The sequence below is a fragment of the Acidovorax sp. SUPP3334 genome (genome assembly GCF_030159055.1).
Classification (GTDB): Bacteria; Pseudomonadota; Gammaproteobacteria; order Burkholderiales; family Burkholderiaceae_C; genus Paracidovorax.
The window spans coordinates 20,942-34,609 of the sequence record NZ_BQXQ01000004.1; the positions used below are offsets into that span (position 1 = coordinate 20,942).

Annotated in this window: 17 protein-coding genes and 1 pseudogene; 12 read left to right on the forward strand and 6 right to left on the reverse strand. The window is 68.3% G+C overall.

Going from position 1 to position 13,668, the window contains the following annotated elements:
• Window positions 1-244: 244 nt before the first annotated feature.
• The 3 genes from AVHM3334_RS02710 to AVHM3334_RS02720 all read left to right on the forward strand — a co-directional run bounded on the left by AVHM3334_RS02710 (window position 245) and on the right by AVHM3334_RS02720 (window position 2,453).
• The gene (locus AVHM3334_RS02710; RefSeq protein ID WP_284409441.1) at window positions 245-1,225 is read left to right on the forward strand and encodes a LysR family transcriptional regulator; all 981 of its coding nucleotides are present in this window, start codon (window positions 245-247) and stop codon (window positions 1,223-1,225) included.
• On the forward strand, window positions 1,222-1,932 hold the full coding sequence (locus AVHM3334_RS02715) for a DUF3016 domain-containing protein (protein ID WP_349816604.1): 711 nt from the start codon (window positions 1,222-1,224) through the stop codon (window positions 1,930-1,932). Before AVHM3334_RS02710 ends, AVHM3334_RS02715 begins: the two co-directional genes overlap by 4 nt.
• 65 nt (window positions 1,933-1,997) lie before the next feature.
• On the forward strand, window positions 1,998-2,453 hold the full coding sequence (locus tag AVHM3334_RS02720) for a DUF2214 family protein (protein WP_284409443.1): 456 nt from the start codon (window positions 1,998-2,000) through the stop codon (window positions 2,451-2,453).
• Between the two features lie 69 nt (window positions 2,454-2,522).
• Here AVHM3334_RS02720 and AVHM3334_RS02725 read toward each other — a convergent pair whose 3' ends face one another.
• The gene (locus AVHM3334_RS02725) at window positions 2,523-2,861 is read right to left on the reverse strand and encodes a PsiF family protein (RefSeq protein WP_284409444.1); all 339 of its coding nucleotides are present in this window, start codon (window positions 2,859-2,861) and stop codon (window positions 2,523-2,525) included.
• Between the two features lie 116 nt (window positions 2,862-2,977).
• Here AVHM3334_RS02725 and argS point away from each other — a divergent pair, with 116 nt between their 5' ends.
• The 6 genes from argS (at window position 2,978) to AVHM3334_RS02755 (ending at window position 9,293) form a co-directional block, all read left to right on the forward strand.
• Window positions 2,978-4,687, forward strand: coding sequence for an arginine--tRNA ligase (gene argS / locus AVHM3334_RS02730; RefSeq protein WP_284409445.1), 1,710 nt, complete (start codon window positions 2,978-2,980; stop codon window positions 4,685-4,687).
• Window positions 4,688-4,699: 12 nt separating this feature from the next.
• Entirely contained in the window at window positions 4,700-5,344 is a 645-nt protein-coding gene (locus AVHM3334_RS02735; protein WP_284409446.1) for an SPOR domain-containing protein, read from the forward strand.
• Window positions 5,345-5,401: 57 nt separating this feature from the next.
• Window positions 5,402-6,061: a thiol:disulfide interchange protein DsbA/DsbL gene (locus AVHM3334_RS02740; RefSeq protein ID WP_284409447.1), complete on the forward strand. Its 660-nt coding sequence runs from the start codon at window positions 5,402-5,404 to the stop codon at window positions 6,059-6,061.
• Window positions 6,062-6,167: 106 nt separating this feature from the next.
• Window positions 6,168-6,812 carry a lipopolysaccharide transport periplasmic protein LptA gene (gene lptA / locus AVHM3334_RS02745; protein ID WP_284409449.1) on the forward strand — a complete coding sequence of 215 codons (645 nt, stop codon included), beginning with the start codon at window positions 6,168-6,170 and terminating at the stop codon, window positions 6,810-6,812.
• On the forward strand, window positions 6,812-7,600 hold the full coding sequence (gene lptB / locus AVHM3334_RS02750) for an LPS export ABC transporter ATP-binding protein (protein ID WP_284409454.1): 789 nt from the start codon (window positions 6,812-6,814) through the stop codon (window positions 7,598-7,600). The genes lptA and lptB overlap by 1 nt, the downstream gene beginning before the upstream one ends.
• An 88-nt stretch (window positions 7,601-7,688) precedes the next feature.
• The gene (locus AVHM3334_RS02755; protein WP_284409456.1) at window positions 7,689-9,293 is read left to right on the forward strand and encodes an RNA polymerase factor sigma-54; all 1,605 of its coding nucleotides are present in this window, start codon (window positions 7,689-7,691) and stop codon (window positions 9,291-9,293) included.
• Window positions 9,294-9,396: 103 nt separating this feature from the next.
• Here AVHM3334_RS02755 and AVHM3334_RS02760 read toward each other — a convergent pair whose 3' ends face one another.
• Together AVHM3334_RS02760 and AVHM3334_RS02765 are read right to left on the reverse strand one after the other, a co-directional pair.
• Window positions 9,397-9,957 carry a TspO/MBR family protein gene (locus AVHM3334_RS02760; RefSeq protein ID WP_284409458.1) on the reverse strand — a complete coding sequence of 187 codons (561 nt, stop codon included), beginning with the start codon at window positions 9,955-9,957 and terminating at the stop codon, window positions 9,397-9,399.
• Window positions 9,958-10,098: 141 nt separating this feature from the next.
• Window positions 10,099-10,632 (reverse strand): hypothetical protein, encoded by a 534-nt coding sequence (locus AVHM3334_RS02765; protein WP_284409460.1) that lies wholly within the window; start codon window positions 10,630-10,632, stop codon window positions 10,099-10,101.
• A gap of 215 nt (window positions 10,633-10,847) precedes the next feature.
• Between AVHM3334_RS02765 and AVHM3334_RS02770 the strand changes: the two genes are divergently transcribed.
• The 3 genes from AVHM3334_RS02770 to AVHM3334_RS02780 all read left to right on the forward strand — a co-directional run bounded on the left by AVHM3334_RS02770 (window position 10,848) and on the right by AVHM3334_RS02780 (window position 13,070).
• Window positions 10,848-12,119 (forward strand): THUMP domain-containing class I SAM-dependent RNA methyltransferase, encoded by a 1,272-nt coding sequence (locus AVHM3334_RS02770; protein ID WP_284409462.1) that lies wholly within the window; start codon window positions 10,848-10,850, stop codon window positions 12,117-12,119.
• Window positions 12,109-12,588, forward strand: coding sequence for a putative toxin-antitoxin system toxin component, PIN family (locus tag AVHM3334_RS02775; RefSeq protein ID WP_284409463.1), 480 nt, complete (start codon window positions 12,109-12,111; stop codon window positions 12,586-12,588). Before AVHM3334_RS02770 ends, AVHM3334_RS02775 begins: the two co-directional genes overlap by 11 nt.
• A 272-nt stretch (window positions 12,589-12,860) precedes the next feature.
• Complete coding sequence (locus AVHM3334_RS02780; protein ID WP_284409694.1) at window positions 12,861-13,070, forward strand: hypothetical protein; 210 nt, start codon at window positions 12,861-12,863, stop codon at window positions 13,068-13,070.
• Here the strand turns inward: AVHM3334_RS02780 and AVHM3334_RS02785 are convergent.
• The 3 genes and pseudogenes from AVHM3334_RS02785 to AVHM3334_RS02795 all read right to left on the reverse strand — a co-directional run.
• Window positions 13,019-13,150 (reverse strand): annotated as a pseudogene (locus AVHM3334_RS02785) (hypothetical protein); the annotation flags it as partial. The gene AVHM3334_RS02780 and the pseudogene AVHM3334_RS02785 overlap by 52 nt on opposite strands.
• On the reverse strand, window positions 13,150-13,287 hold the full coding sequence (locus AVHM3334_RS02790) for a hypothetical protein (protein ID WP_284409465.1): 138 nt from the start codon (window positions 13,285-13,287) through the stop codon (window positions 13,150-13,152). The gene AVHM3334_RS02790 and the pseudogene AVHM3334_RS02785, both read right to left, overlap by 1 nt.
• A 17-nt stretch (window positions 13,288-13,304) precedes the next feature.
• Window positions 13,305-13,574 carry a hypothetical protein gene (locus tag AVHM3334_RS02795; RefSeq protein ID WP_284409467.1) on the reverse strand — a complete coding sequence of 90 codons (270 nt, stop codon included), beginning with the start codon at window positions 13,572-13,574 and terminating at the stop codon, window positions 13,305-13,307.
• Between the last annotated feature and the right edge of the window lie 94 nt (window positions 13,575-13,668).

The following is a 13,668-nucleotide window of genomic DNA, read 5'->3' on the forward strand; positions in this document are numbered from 1 at the left end:
GCACCGTGAAGCCCACTGTATTTGAATTTTTTAGCCACATAAACCGCCTCGAAATCTCATAACCAATGACTTTTACGCACGAATCGGGCGGCAAAGGGCTTTGTTGCACGTTGATGCTATGTATTTAATAGCTAAATGCCCTAGTAAATATTGTGCTGGATGCCATTTTGACCATGGGTCCTGCGTGCGGAATCGGCGTGAAACCCGTGCCAATCCGTAACTTCCATCTCCATAATCGGCGCCCATGGACAAGCTCAAGGCCTTCGAGTCATTCGTGTCGGTATCGACGCGCGGCAGCCTCACCGCCGCCGCCAAGGCCGAGGGCGTGGCGCCGGCCATCATGGGCCGCCGGCTGGATGCGCTGGAAGAGCACCTGGGCGTCAAGCTCATGGTGCGCACCACGCGGCGCATCCACCTCACGCACGAAGGCAGCGCGTTCCTGGAGGATTGCCAGCGCCTTCTGTCCGACGTGGCGAATGCCGAAGCCAGCGTGTCCGCAGGCGGCGTGAAGGCCACCGGGCATCTGCGCATCACCGCGCCGGCAGGCTTCGGCCGGCGCCACGTGGCGCCCCTGGTGCCGCGTTTTCGCGATCTGCATTCCGAAGTGACCATCTCGCTCAATCTGAGCGACCGCGTGGTCGATCTGGCGGGCGGGGGGTTCGATTGCGCGGTGCGCGTGGGCGACCTGCCCGATTCCTCGCTGGTGAGCGTGCGCATCGCCGACAACCGCCGCCTGTGCGTGGCGACGCCGGCCTACCTGGAGCGCCACGGCACGCCGCGCCATCCCGGCGATCTGGCGCAGCACGCGTGCCTGACGCTGTCCAGCGACGCCTCTCAGACGCGCGGCTGGGCCTTTCGCATGCCTGCGCCCGAGGGCGGCGCCGCCGAGGTCGTGCATTTCAAGCCCGGCGGCCCGCTGGATTGTTCGGACGGCCAGGTGCTGCACGACTGGTGCCTGGGCGGCTGGGGCATCGCCTGGCGCAGCACCTGGGAGGTCGAGGCCGAGATCGCCGCGGGGCGCCTGGTGGCCGTGCTGGAAGAGTTCGCCGCGCCACCCAACGGCATCTACGTGGTGTTCCCGCAGCGCAAGCACATGCCGCTGCGGGTGCGCCTGTGGATCGATTACCTCAAGCACCATTACGGCCAGCCGGAGTTCTGGCGCCGCGCGGCAGGCGCCCCTGCCGCCCCTGCCGCACCACCCATCCAAGAAGGAGCCCTGCCATGACGACCCACCCAATGAAGCCGAGCCGGCTCGGAGCCGCCCGGGCCGCCCGCACGGCGTGGCCGCGCCGGGGCCATGGCCGCGGTGCGTTGGCAGCGCTGGCCGCCGTGGTCGCCGCGGCTGCATTGGCGGGCTGCGCGGGCGGCCCGACGGCGGCTCCGCAATCCTCGCCGGTGCCCGTGTCCACGCAGGGGCCGGCGGCGGAATCCACCCGGCCTGCCGCTGCGCCGGCCGCGCCCGCAGCCCGTGGCGCGCAAGCCATCCCGCCCGGCATCGTCAGCGTGGTCTATGACGACCCGTCCCGTTTCAGCGACACCCGCATGGCCCCCCACGAATCCGATCGCGCGCGCCGGGCCTGGGTGGATGCCCTGTGCCAGTACCTGTCCGAGCGCGCGGCTGCGGCGCTGCCGGACGGGCAGCGGCTGGAGGTTCGCCTCACCGACGTGCAGCGCGCGGGCGGCTTCGAGCCCGCGCGCGGCCCCCAGCTGTCGCAGGTGCGCATCGTGCGCGACATCTATCCGCCTAGCATCGACCTGGAGTTCAAGCGCCTGGCGGCCGATGGCAGCGTGCTGCAGTCGGGCCGCCGGGAGCTGCGCGACCCCTCTTTCCTGCCACGGGCGGGGCGCGGGTCCGGCGATGCGCTGCGCTATGAAAAGGCCTTGATCGACGACTGGGTGCGCACCGAAATCGGAGCGCCTTTGCCGCAGTGACGGGGTGGGCGGCAGCCCGGCCATCGCGCTACCATGCCGCCGCCATCCACTTCAAGGAGCCCTGCATGACCACCGAAGCCTTGCTGGCCTGCGTCCATTTCCTGGCCATTCTCACCATGGTCACCTTCCTGGCCAGCGAAGCCGCGCTGTGCCGCCCTGCCTGGCTGAACGCTGCGGTGGTGGAGCGGCTGGCGCAGGTGGACCGGTTCTACGGCATCGCGGCCCTGGCCGTGATGGCCACGGGGCTGGCGCGCATCGGCTGGGGCATCAAGGGCGCGCCATGGTATGGAATGCAGCCGCTGCTGCATGTGAAGGTGGGGCTGTTCGTGGTGGTCGGGCTGATCTCCATCGCGCCCACCCTGCGGTTCCTGCGCTGGCGCAAAGCCCTGCGCGCCACGGGCGCCTTGCCGGACGAAGCGGCGATCCGCAGCACGCGGCGGCTGGTGATGATCGAGGCGCACCTGCTGGTGCTGATCCCGCTGGCGGCCACTTTCCTGGCGCGTGGCGTGGGCAACCGCTGAACGGCGCGGCCCCAGCGAAAAAGCCCCGCGTGCGGGGCTTTGGGGCGAAAGGGCGGGCCGGGTGCCGGATCAGGCGGCGGGCTTGTTGCTCAGGCACTGCTTCATGAAGGCCTTGCGTTCGTCGCCCTTGAGCGCCTTGGTCTTGGCGTCGGCGTTGCAGGTCGTCATCTTGCTTTGCTGGGCCGCCTGCTTGTCGGCACTGAGGCAGTCCTTCATGAAGGCCTTGCGTTCATCGCCCTTGAGCGCCTTGGTCTTGGCATCGGCATTGCAGGTGGCCATCTTGCCCTGTTGGGCGGTGGGCGCCTTGGCCGGTGCGGAAGCGGCGGCTGCGGGCGCGTCGGCCGCGTGGGCCGTGACGAGGGAGAGGGCGAGGCCGGCGGCGGCCACCACGGAGAGCAGATTCTTCATGTCGTATTTCCTGCAAAGTGGATAGAAAGCCCCCCGTCGACGCACACACCGCGAGGCTGTTCAGCATAACGTCATGGCCGAAAGTTTGGATGACGGACGGCCCGTAGAATCGCCGCATGCTCTCCGTCAAACAGGAATTGCTCGCGGCGCTCGCCGACGAGCTGGAAAAATTGTCGCCCGGCAGTGCCGGGCGCGCTGCTTTTGAATCCCCCAAGGTGGCCGCGCACGGCGATTTCGCCTGCACCGCGGCCATGCAGCTGGCCAAGGCCGCCAAGCAGAACCCGCGGCAACTGGCCGAAACGCTGCGCGAGGCCCTGCTGGCCACGCCGGCCTTCGGCCGCTGGGTCGAGGCGCTGGAGATCGCCGGCCCCGGCTTCATCAACATCCGGCTGAAACCCGCCGCCAAGCAGGAAGTGGTGCGCGAAGTGCTGGCCGCCGGTGAGCGCTTCGGGCAGCAGCCGAGCAACGGGCAGAAGGTGCTGGTGGAATTCGTCTCCGCCAACCCGACCGGCCCGCTGCACGTGGGCCATGGCCGCCAGGCCGCGCTGGGCGACGCCATCTGCAACCTCTTCGCCACGCAGGGCTGGAGCGTGCACCGCGAGTACTACTACAACGACGCGGGCGTGCAGATCCACACGCTCACGCACAGCACGCAGCTGCGCGCCAAGGGCTTCAAGCCCGGTGACGAATGCTGGCCCACCGATCCCGAGAACCCGGCCAGCAAGGGGTTCTACAACGGCGACTACATCCAGGACATCGCCAACGACTTCCTGGCGAAGAAGACGGTGCAGGCCACCGACCGCGCTTTCACGGCCAGCGGCGACGTGGACGATGTGGAGTCCATCCGCAACTTCGCGGTGGCCTATCTGCGCCATGAGCAGGACAAGGACCTGCAGGCCTTCAACCTGAGGTTCGACGAGTACTACCTGGAGTCGAGCCTGTACAGCAGCGGTCGCGTCGAGGCCACCGTGAACCGGCTGGTCGCCAACGGCAAGACCTACGAGCAGGGCGGCGCGCTCTGGCTCAAGAGCACCGACTACGGCGACGACAAGGACCGCGTCATGCGCAAGCAGGACGGCAGCTACACCTACTTCGTGCCCGACGTGGCCTATCACATCTCCAAATGGGAGCGGGGCTACACCAAGGTCGTCAACATCCAGGGGACGGACCACCACGGCACCATCGCCCGCGTGCGCGCCGGCCTGCAGGCCGCCGACGTGGGCATTCCGCAGGGCTACCCCGACTACGTGCTGCACACCATGGTGCGCGTGGTCAAGGGCGGCGAAGAGGTCAAGATCAGCAAGCGCGCCGGCAGCTACGTGACGCTGCGCGACCTGATCGAGTGGACCAGCAAGGACGCCGTGCGCTTTTTCCTGCTGAGCCGCAAGTCCGATACCGAATACACCTTCGACGTCGATCTGGCCGTGGCGCAGAACAACGACAACCCGGTGTACTACGTGCAGTACGCGCATGCGCGCATTCAATCGGTGCTGCGCAGCTGGGCCGAGCAGGGCGGCGGCGATGTGGCGTCCCTCCAGGGCGTGGACCTTTCCGCGCTCGAAGGCCCGCAGGCCCAGGCGCTGATGCTGCAACTGGCCAAGTATCCCGAGATGCTCACCGCCGCGGCCGACGGCGAGGCGCCGCACGACGTCACCTTCTACCTGCGCGACCTGGCCGCGAGCTACCACAGCTACTACGATGCCGAGCGCATCCTGGTGGACGACGAGGCCGTCAAGCGCGCCCGCCTGGCGCTCGTCGCCGCCACCGCACAGGTATTGCACAATGGCCTGGCCGTGCTGGGCGTATCGGCGCCAGCCAGAATGTGAGTGTTTACGGATATGACTAAAAAGCAGCGTGGTGGCACCGCCATCGGCTTCATCCTCGGGGTGGTCGTCGGCCTGGGGGCGGCGTTGGGCGTGGCCGTGTATGTGACCAAGGTGCCGGTCCCGTTCCTCAACAAGGGCGGTGCGCGCAGCGCCGATCAGGATGCCGCCGAATCCCAGAAGAACAAGAACTGGGACCCGAATTCGCCGCTGTACGGCAAGAATCCGGCCCACCCACCCGTGGCCGCCAGCTCGACGCCGGCCGTGGCCGGTGTGGCGCCGGCACCCGCCAGCGGCGCCTCGTCGCCTGCGGCCGTCGCTGCGGCGTCGGTGCCGCGCGGCGCGGCCAGCAAGCCTGCCGCTTCGGCCGATCCGCTGGGTGATCTGGCCAAGGCCAGGGCTGCCAGCGCTCCCGCGGGCGAACCGTTCGATTACTTCGTGCAGGCCGGGGCGTTTCGCACCCAGGGCGATGCGGACGCACAGCGCGCCAAGCTGGCCATGCTGGGCTGGGAAGCCCGCGTGAGCGAGCGCGAACAGAGCGGCCGCACGGTGTTCCGGGTGCGCGTGGGCCCCTTCACCAAGCGAGACGATGCCGAAATGCTCAAGGACAAGCTCGATGGCGCGGGCGTCGAATCCGCGCTGGTGCGCGTACAGCGCTGAACTTTTCCCGCGGGCTGCCGCTCACAACCCTCTGACCGAACAAGGAGTGTCTTTTTCATGAAACGCCGCGAGTTTTCCCTGTCCACCGCCACGGCCGTGGCCGCTTCCGCCCTGACGCTGCCCCTGGCGACGCCCGCCATGGCCCAGGCCCGCCAATTCAAGGAAGGCAAGGACTACGTCAAGCTCGCCAAGCCCGTGGCCAGCGATGTGCCGGCCGGCAAGATCGAGGTCATCGAGTTCTTCTGGTACAGCTGCCCGCACTGCAATGCGTTCGAGCCCACGCTGGAAGCCTGGATCAAGTCGGCGCCCAAGGATCTGGCGATTCGCCGCATGCCCGTCGCCTTCAACTCCAGCTTCGCCCCGCAGCAAAAGCTGTACTTCGCGCTGGAGAGCATGGGCAAGGTGGGCGATCTGCACGCCAAGGTGTTCCGTGCCGTGCACGTGGAAAAGCAGGCCCTCAACAAGGACGACCTGATCTTCGAATGGATCGGCAAGCAGGGCGTGGACGTGGCCAAGTTCAAGGAAGCCTACAACTCGTTCTCGGTCTCCAACCAGTTGCGCAAGGCCGCCCAGCTGCAGGAAGCCTACGGCGTGGAAGGCGTGCCTTCCATGGGCGTGGCGGGCCGCTACTACACCGACGGCACCATGGCCGGCAACATGCAAGGCGTGCTGCAAGTGGTGGAATACCTCGCCACGACGGCTGCCAAGGGCGGTTGAGCCCCGCGGTTTGCGTTTGGCCGAAAGCCCGCTTTTGCGGGCTTTTTCTTTGCCGCTCCCGGATCGCGCCAAGGGGTGGCTACAATCTTTGCAAGATTCGTGCCCTATGAGAAAACGCCTCCTACCGATCCTCCTGCTTGCCGCCCTGGCTTTCGCCATGGGGGGCGCCCGTGCCGAAAAGGCTGACCGCAACAAACCCATGAACATCGAGGCCGACGCATTGCGGCACGATGAGCTCAAGCAAACCAGCGTGTTCACCGGGCGCGTGGTGGTCACCAAGGGCACGATCGTGCTGCGCGGTGCGCGGCTGGACGTGCGGCAGGACCCCGACGGCTTCCAGTACGGCACCATGACGGCCGAGTCCGGCAAGCGGGCCTTCTTCCGGCAAAAACGCGATACGGTGCCCGGTTTGCCCGATGAGTTCGTCGAAGGCGAGGGCGAGGTCATCGAGTACGACGGCCGTGCCGATCTCGTGCGCCTGATCCGCCGCTCGGAGTTGCGCCGCTACCGCGAAACCACCCTGACCGACGAGATGGCCGGCGCGCTCATCATCTACAACAACCTGACCGACGTCTTCACCGTCGATGGCCAGAAGTCGGCTCCGGCCGGCAGCAACACGGCGGCCACCCCTGGCGGCCGCGTGCGCGCCGTGCTGTCGCCCAAGGAAACGCCCGGCAAGCCCGCTCCCGCGCCCACCTCTCCCGCCCCGGCGCTTCGGCCCAGCGGTGAACTGGGCAGCGGCGCCAAGTGATGGAATCGGCCACCCCCACCACAGGAGCCCCGGCCGAGTCCGGCCCGGTCAGCCGCCTGGAGGTCGAGCACCTCGAGAAATCCTACGGCAGCCGCAAGGTCGTCAAGGACGTGTCGATGGTCGTGCAAAAGGGCGAAGTCGTCGGCCTGCTCGGTCCCAACGGCGCGGGCAAGACCACGTCGTTCTACATGATCGTGGGCCTGGTGCGCAGCGATGGCGGCGACATCCGCATCGACGGCCATTCGGTGGCAGACATGCCCATCCACCGCCGCTCGCGGCTGGGGCTGTCGTACCTGCCGCAGGAAGCGTCGATCTTCCGCAAGCTCACCGTGGAAGAAAACGTGCGCGCCGTGCTGGAGCTGCAGCGCGACGAGAACGGCAAGGCGCTCAACCGCGACGAAATCGAGGCACGCCTCACGGCGCTGCTGCAGGAGCTGCGCGTGGAGCACCTGCGGGCCTCTCCCGCATTGGCCCTGTCCGGCGGCGAGCGCCGCCGCGTGGAAATCGCGCGGGCCCTGGCCACGCAGCCGCGGTTCATCCTGCTCGATGAGCCGTTCGCCGGCATCGACCCCATCGCCGTGATCGAGATCCAGCGCATCATCGGTTTCCTGAAGGCGCGCGGCATCGGCGTGCTGATCACCGACCACAACGTGCGCGAGACGCTGGGCATCTGCGACCACGCGTTCATCATCAGCGATGGACGCGTTCTGGCGCGGGGCACGCCCTCGGAGATCGTGGACAACGCCGAGGTGCGGCGCGTGTACCTCGGCGAGCATTTCAGGATGTGAGCATGGCCCGCATGCTTTTCACCGTGTGGACAGCGCTGGCCCGAGCGCGGGGCGGCGTGCCCCGGGGCGGCCTGGCGGCACTGGCGTGATGAAGCCTGGGTTGTCGCTGCGCGTTTCGCAGCATCTGGCACTGACGCCGCAGTTGCAGCAGTCCATTCGGCTGCTGCAGTTGTCCACGCTGGAACTGTCGCAGGAAGTCGAGCAGATGCTCGACGAAAACCCTTTCCTGGAGCGCACCGCAGACGAAGCCGCGCGCGAGGAATTCGGCCTGCCGCAGGCCGATGCGCCGGTGAGCGAGGACGACCGCCACACCGAAGATGCTATTTATTCAGGAGCGTCCGGCGACGCCACGACGGCGGTAGCGGCCTCTTCCGAAGGCGAGCCGTCCGGTGCTGCCGAGGCGCCCGGCAGTTCCGACGGCCCGGACACCCCCGACACGCCCGACTGGGAAGGCGACGGCACCGTCGAGATGACGCCCGACGATGGCGAGTGGGGCGGCGATGCGCCGGCCCGCACGCGAACGGCCGGCGAGGGCGACGAGACCGATGCCACCGAACTGGCGCGCAGCCACGAATCGCTCACCGCCTACCTGCACCGGCAGGCGCTGGGCCTGCGCCTGTCCGAGGTCGATACCGCCGCGCTGCGCTTTCTCATCGAATCGCTCAACGACGACGGCTACCTGCACGAGTCGCTGCAGTCGCTGGCCGTGAGCCTGGCGGGCGAGGAAGACACCGAGCAGGTCGAAGAACTCGTGCACCGCTTCACCATGGCGCTGGGCCTGCTGCAGAGCCTGGACCCGGTCGGCGTGGGCGCGCGCGGCCTGGCCGAATGCCTGACCCTGCAACTGAAGGCGCTGCGCGAGGATGGCGAGGGCGACCCCGAGGTCGTGCAGACCGCGCTGCGCATCTGCCAGCAGCCGCTGGAGATGCTCGCGCGCCGCGATGTGCGGCGCCTGGCGCAGGCCTGCGGCGGCGGCGAGGAGCGCACCCGCGCGGCCATGGCGCTGATCGCGCGGCTGGAGCCCCGGCCCGGCCGCGCCTTCGTGGAGGTGGAGCGCAACATCATCGTTCCCGACGTGATCGTGAAGAAGATCGGGCGCGGCACGCAGCAGAACTTCAGCGTGCAGCTCAACCCGGATGTGATGCCGCGCCTGCGCGTGCACGACATCTACGCCGGCGCGCTGCGCGGCAACCGCGGCGGCGAGGGCCACCAGGGGCTGCAGCAGCGGCTGCAGGAGGCCCGCTGGTTCATCAAGAACATCCAGCAGCGCTTCGACACCATCCTGCGCGTCTCGCGCGCCATCGTGGACCGGCAGAAGAACTTCTTCGTGCACGGCGAGCTGGCCATGCGGCCGCTGGTGCTGCGCGACATCGCCGACGAACTGGGCCTGCACGAATCCACCATCAGCCGGGTGACCACGGCCAAGTACATGGCCACGCCGCAGGGCACGTACGAGCTCAAGTATTTCTTCGGCTCCGGCCTGGGCACCGAAACCGGGGGCAATGCCTCCAGCACGGCGGTGCGCGCGCTCATCAAGCAGTTCGTCTCGGCCGAAAGCGCGGCCAAGCCGCTGTCGGACAGCCAGATCGCCGAAATGCTGAAAGAGCAGGGCATCGAGTGCGCCCGCCGCACCGTGGCCAAGTACCGCGAGGCGCTCAAGATCGCGCCGGCCAACCTGCGCAAGGCGCTGTAGGCGCTCCCACACCCACACCCACACCCACACCCACACCCACACCCACACCCACACCCACACCCACACCCACACCCACACCGCCACCGCCACCGGCCGCTGGCATTCAGCCCAGCAGTTGCGGATTCAACCGCCAGACCGTGAAGTTCAGGGCTGCGGCGAACGTGATCCAGGCCAGGTAAGGCGCCAGCAGCGCGCCCGCCACGGGTCGCAGCCGCCAGAACGCCGCCAGCGTGGCGGCCACGCAGAACCACAGCAGGGCGATGTCCGCCAGGGCCCAGGCGCCCTGGTGCCACTGAAAGAACAGCCAGCTCCACAGCGCATTCAGCGCCAATTGCACGCAAAACAGCCCAAGGGCGCGCCGCCGCACGGGCCCTGCCGGCTCGCGCCAGACGAGCCACGCCGCGATGCCCATCATGGCGTACAGCGTGCTCCACACCGGGCCGAACAGCCAGGCGGGCGGTGCCCAGGCCGGCTGGGTCAGCTGCCCGTAGAACTGCGGCGCCTGCACCGATGCGACGCTGCCCACCGCGGCGGCCACGAAAGCGAGGGCCAGCCAGCCGGCCAGGGCCAGCCAGGTGCGTGGCGAGAGCGGAGCGCGGGCGGTGCGGCGCAGCGCTCCCGTGTTTTTGGGGGTGGGAGGCGGGGGCGGGTGGTTTGGGGTCATCGCGCCATCATGGCAGCAGGCAGGGCGCCGGGGCTGGCGGAAAAGGGCTGCCGCGGTGTCGGAAAAGCACGCAGCGATCAGCGGCAGCCTTCGTCCTGAGCGCTACGCGCGGGCGCGCTCCTATATTGATAGCTATATGCCCTAGATTTTATTGCGCTGGAAGCCTTTTTGGCCATAAACGCTCAACGCGCGCTGGAAGCAATCAACCAGCAACCAGCACCCAAGCCCGTGGTTCACCGCGATGCCAACGCCCGCATCGATCCACCGCCTGCGTGCGACGGTGCCGGGGCCGCCCGCCTGTGCCGCCTGCTGGTACCAGGGGCGCGACGTGCCGTCATACCCGTCCGGTACCTTCGTGAGCGCCATGTGGCGCTTGTCGGCATGGGTGAAATACACCAGGTCGAACGCACCGGCCTGCTTGATGGCGCGCAGCATGGGCAGCGGGTCCGGCTGCTCGGTGGCGACCTTGAGGGATGAGGTGATCCGTTGCTTCTCGCGCACCCATTCGGACACTTCGTCGGCGTGCAGGCGGGTCAGGCCGCCGACATGCTCGTCCAGTTGCGCCAGCGTGTCGTTGCGCACCGCGAAGAAGGTCACCAGCGCCAGGGCCAGCAGCGAGAGCACGGTGATGGCGACGCAGATGCCGATGGGGCGCGCACGCAGGCTTTTGAACATGGAGTGCCTTTGCAAATGGATGCACAAAAAGGTTCATTCTGACAATTGGTTGACCCCCAACAAATGGCAAGCCGGCGGTTGTGCCAGGTGGAAACCCTGATGTTGCTGCAGCTCGAAGTCCTGCATGGTCAACCGGGGTCGGCTTGTCCATGGCGTGGATCGGGACGATCGGGTGCTCGCCAGGACGCCGCCAGCGCGTATCCTCGGGGCCGTCTATGAATCAACTGCAACTTTTCCTGCCCTGCGCCGCCGGCGTCGAGGGCTTTCTGGCCGACGAGGTGCACCGCATCACCGGCCTGACCGGCCAGGACCTGCTCACCGGCCGCGGTGGCGTGCTGCTGCGGGCCTCCTGGCGCGATGCGCTGCTGCTCAACCTGCACAGCCGGCTCGCCCAGCGCGTGCTGGTGCAGCTGGGCCATCGGCCCTACCGCTCCGAAAACGATCTGTACGCCGCCGCGAGCGAGGTGGCCTGGGAGATCTGGTTCACGCCGCGCCAGAGCTTCAAGATCGACGTCACGGCCCAGCACAGCCCGCTCACCAGCCTGAATTTCGCCGCGCTGCGCGTGAAGGACGCGGTGGCCGACCGCTTTCGCGCCAAGACCGGCGTGCGGCCCGACGTGGACACCCAGTGGCCCGACGTTCGCATCCACCTGCACCTGACCACCGAAGAGGCCACGGTGTACATCGACACCTCGGGCGAGCCGCTGTTCAAGCGCGGCTGGCGCGAGGACAAGGGCGATGCGCCCCTCAAGGAAACGCTGGCCGCCGCCATGATCGCGGCCACCGGCTGGGACCCGCAGGGCGATGTGCCGCTGTACGACCCCTGCTGCGGCAGCGGCACCGTGCTGATCGAGGCCGCGCAGATGGCCTGCAACATCCCGGCCGGGATGCAGCGGCGGTTCGCGTTCGAGAAACTGCTGCCGTTTCAGGCCCATGTCTGGTCTGCTATCAAAAATGAAGCAGAAAAGGCAATCAAACCGGCGGCGGTGGGCATTTTCGGCTCGGACGTGTCGCACCGCATGGTGGACTTCACCCAGCGCAATGCCGAGCGCGCGGGCGTGGCCCAGGCGATCGAGCTGCGCGGCGGCGACGCCCTGCAGCGCATGCCGCCCACCGAGCAGCCCGGCGTGATGCTGTTGAACCCGCCGTATGGCGAGCGCATCGCCGCTGCGGGCACTGCCGGGCGCAGTGCGTCCGAGCGCGCGGGGCATGTGGAGCGCGCGGGCCGCGAGACGGCCCAGACCGAGGACGGCGGCGAGTTCTTCAGCCAGCTCGCCACGCACTGGAAGAAGAACTTTTCCGGCTGGCAGGGCTGGATGCTGACGCCCGACCTCAAGCTGCCCGGCAAGATGCGCCTGAAGGAGTCGCGCCGCGTGCCGATGTGGAACGGCCCCATCGAATGCCGCCTGTTCCGCTTCGACATGGTGCGCGGCTCGGCGCGCGAGCGCCCGCCCCGGCCTGCCGAAAGCCCGCCCGATGCGGGTTGAGCTGCGCCTGCCGGCGCAGGCGGCGGGCGGCGAGGCTGCGCGCGCGGTGGTGGTGGACACCAACATCGTGCTGGACCTGCTGGTGTTCGCCGACCCCGCCGTGGCGCCGCTGCGAGACCTGCTCGCCCAGGGGCGGCTGCAGTGGGTGGCCACGCAGGCCATGCGCGACGAACTGGAGCGCGTGCTGGCCTACCCGAAGATCGTGCCGCGCCTGGCGTTCCATGGCCTGAACGCGGCTGTGGTGCTCGCGGCCTTCGACGCCCGCACGCGCCAGGTTCCCGAGGCATCGCGCGTGGCCTCGGTCTGCAAGGACGCCGACGATCAGAAGTTCATCGACCTGGCGGTGGCGCACCGCGCCATCCTGCTGTCCAAGGACAAGGCCGTCATCTGCATGCGAAAGCGCCTGCTGGCGCAACAAGCGCACGTGGCGACCTTGCTGGTGCTGGAGCCCGCCGAGCGCGCTGCCTGAGCCGCACACGGTTGCCGCCGTTGGCTCGGCGGCCGGCCGGCTGGCACGCACCGCCTTCAGGCGTCGAACTGAAAGCCCTCGGTCGGCAGCAGTTCCCAGCGGCCTTCGCCCAGCAGATTGAGCACGTGCGTGTGGTGCGCGAGCACCGCCGGCCGGCGGACACGGCCTCGGGCTCGGCGGGCTCTTTCCGCCGCGCGGGCGCGCCCAGCAGGGCCTGGGCCAGCGTGTCCAGCCGGCCGAGGCCGGCCACGAACCGGCTCAGGCTCTCGAAGTTGTCCACGATCAGCGAGACGGCGGCCAGCACCGCGGCGAACGCTCCGGCGGCCTGGATGGCGCGGCCCACCTCCATGTCGCCCGACGGCACCGCGTCGGCCAGGATGACGGCGGGAATCACCACCGTGAGCTGGCTGAAGGCACGCTGGAACAGGTGGAGCGAACGCGGGCGCTTGATGAGCCGCGCGCAGTTGTTGAACACGGCCTGAAAGCTATGGTCGAGCTGCGCGCGCTCCTGCGACTCGCCGCGGTAGAACGCGATCGATTCGGCGTTCTCGCGCAGCCGCATCAACCCGAACCGGAAGTCCGCCTCGCGCCGAACACATACAGCGCCACCACCGTGGCCAGCAGGGCGTACACCGCCAGAAAGCCGACGAGCACCCTGGAGATGGACCACGGCACGGTGCTGAACGCGACCAGCTGCATGCCCGCGCCGACGAAGATCAGCAGGAAGTGCGTGGAGCGGCCGGTGAAGGTGCTGATGTCTTCGCTGATGCGCTGATGCGCTGGTCGGGGTTGTCGATGCCGCCCTGCGTGTTCAGCTCGTAGTAGCGCCGCCCGCCCAGGTAGCCGTCCAGGAACCGGTGCGTGAGCCAGCGGCGCCAGTGGTTGGAAAACGCATCGCGCATGTCGTAGTAGAGGGCGTACACCGGCACCGCGAAGCCCAGCCGCCCTGCCAGTAGGGCTTGGCCACGCTCATGAATTGCTTCCACGCGGCGATGGAAAAAGTGGGAGCGCGCCGGGAAGCCTGGGGGGCGGGTGCCGGGGTGGCTGCCGTGGAAGGCGCTGCAGCAGAAGCGGAGGAAG

Coding starts and splice junctions, on each gene's coding strand:
- AVHM3334_RS02710 (WP_284409441.1), top strand. CDS start 245: ATGGACAAGCTCAAGGCCTTCGAGTCATTCGTGTCGGTATCGACGCGC.
- AVHM3334_RS02715 (WP_349816604.1), top strand. CDS start 1,222: ATGACGACCCACCCAATGAAGCCGAGCCGGCTCGGAGCCGCCCGGGCC.
- AVHM3334_RS02720 (WP_284409443.1), top strand. CDS start 1,998: ATGACCACCGAAGCCTTGCTGGCCTGCGTCCATTTCCTGGCCATTCTC.
- AVHM3334_RS02725 (WP_284409444.1), bottom strand. CDS start 2,861: ATGAAGAATCTGCTCTCCGTGGTGGCCGCCGCCGGCCTCGCCCTCTCC.
- argS (WP_284409445.1), top strand. CDS start 2,978: ATGCTCTCCGTCAAACAGGAATTGCTCGCGGCGCTCGCCGACGAGCTG.
- AVHM3334_RS02735 (WP_284409446.1), top strand. CDS start 4,700: ATGACTAAAAAGCAGCGTGGTGGCACCGCCATCGGCTTCATCCTCGGG.
- AVHM3334_RS02740 (WP_284409447.1), top strand. CDS start 5,402: ATGAAACGCCGCGAGTTTTCCCTGTCCACCGCCACGGCCGTGGCCGCT.
- lptA (WP_284409449.1), top strand. CDS start 6,168: ATGAGAAAACGCCTCCTACCGATCCTCCTGCTTGCCGCCCTGGCTTTC.
- lptB (WP_284409454.1), top strand. CDS start 6,812: ATGGAATCGGCCACCCCCACCACAGGAGCCCCGGCCGAGTCCGGCCCG.
- AVHM3334_RS02755 (WP_284409456.1), top strand. CDS start 7,689: ATGAAGCCTGGGTTGTCGCTGCGCGTTTCGCAGCATCTGGCACTGACG.
- AVHM3334_RS02760 (WP_284409458.1), bottom strand. CDS start 9,957: ATGACCCCAAACCACCCGCCCCCGCCTCCCACCCCCAAAAACACGGGA.
- AVHM3334_RS02765 (WP_284409460.1), bottom strand. CDS start 10,632: ATGTTCAAAAGCCTGCGTGCGCGCCCCATCGGCATCTGCGTCGCCATC.
- AVHM3334_RS02770 (WP_284409462.1), top strand. CDS start 10,848: ATGAATCAACTGCAACTTTTCCTGCCCTGCGCCGCCGGCGTCGAGGGC.
- AVHM3334_RS02775 (WP_284409463.1), top strand. CDS start 12,109: ATGCGGGTTGAGCTGCGCCTGCCGGCGCAGGCGGCGGGCGGCGAGGCT.
- AVHM3334_RS02790 (WP_284409465.1), bottom strand. CDS start 13,287: ATGCAGCTGGTCGCGTTCAGCACCGTGCCGTGGTCCATCTCCAGGGTG.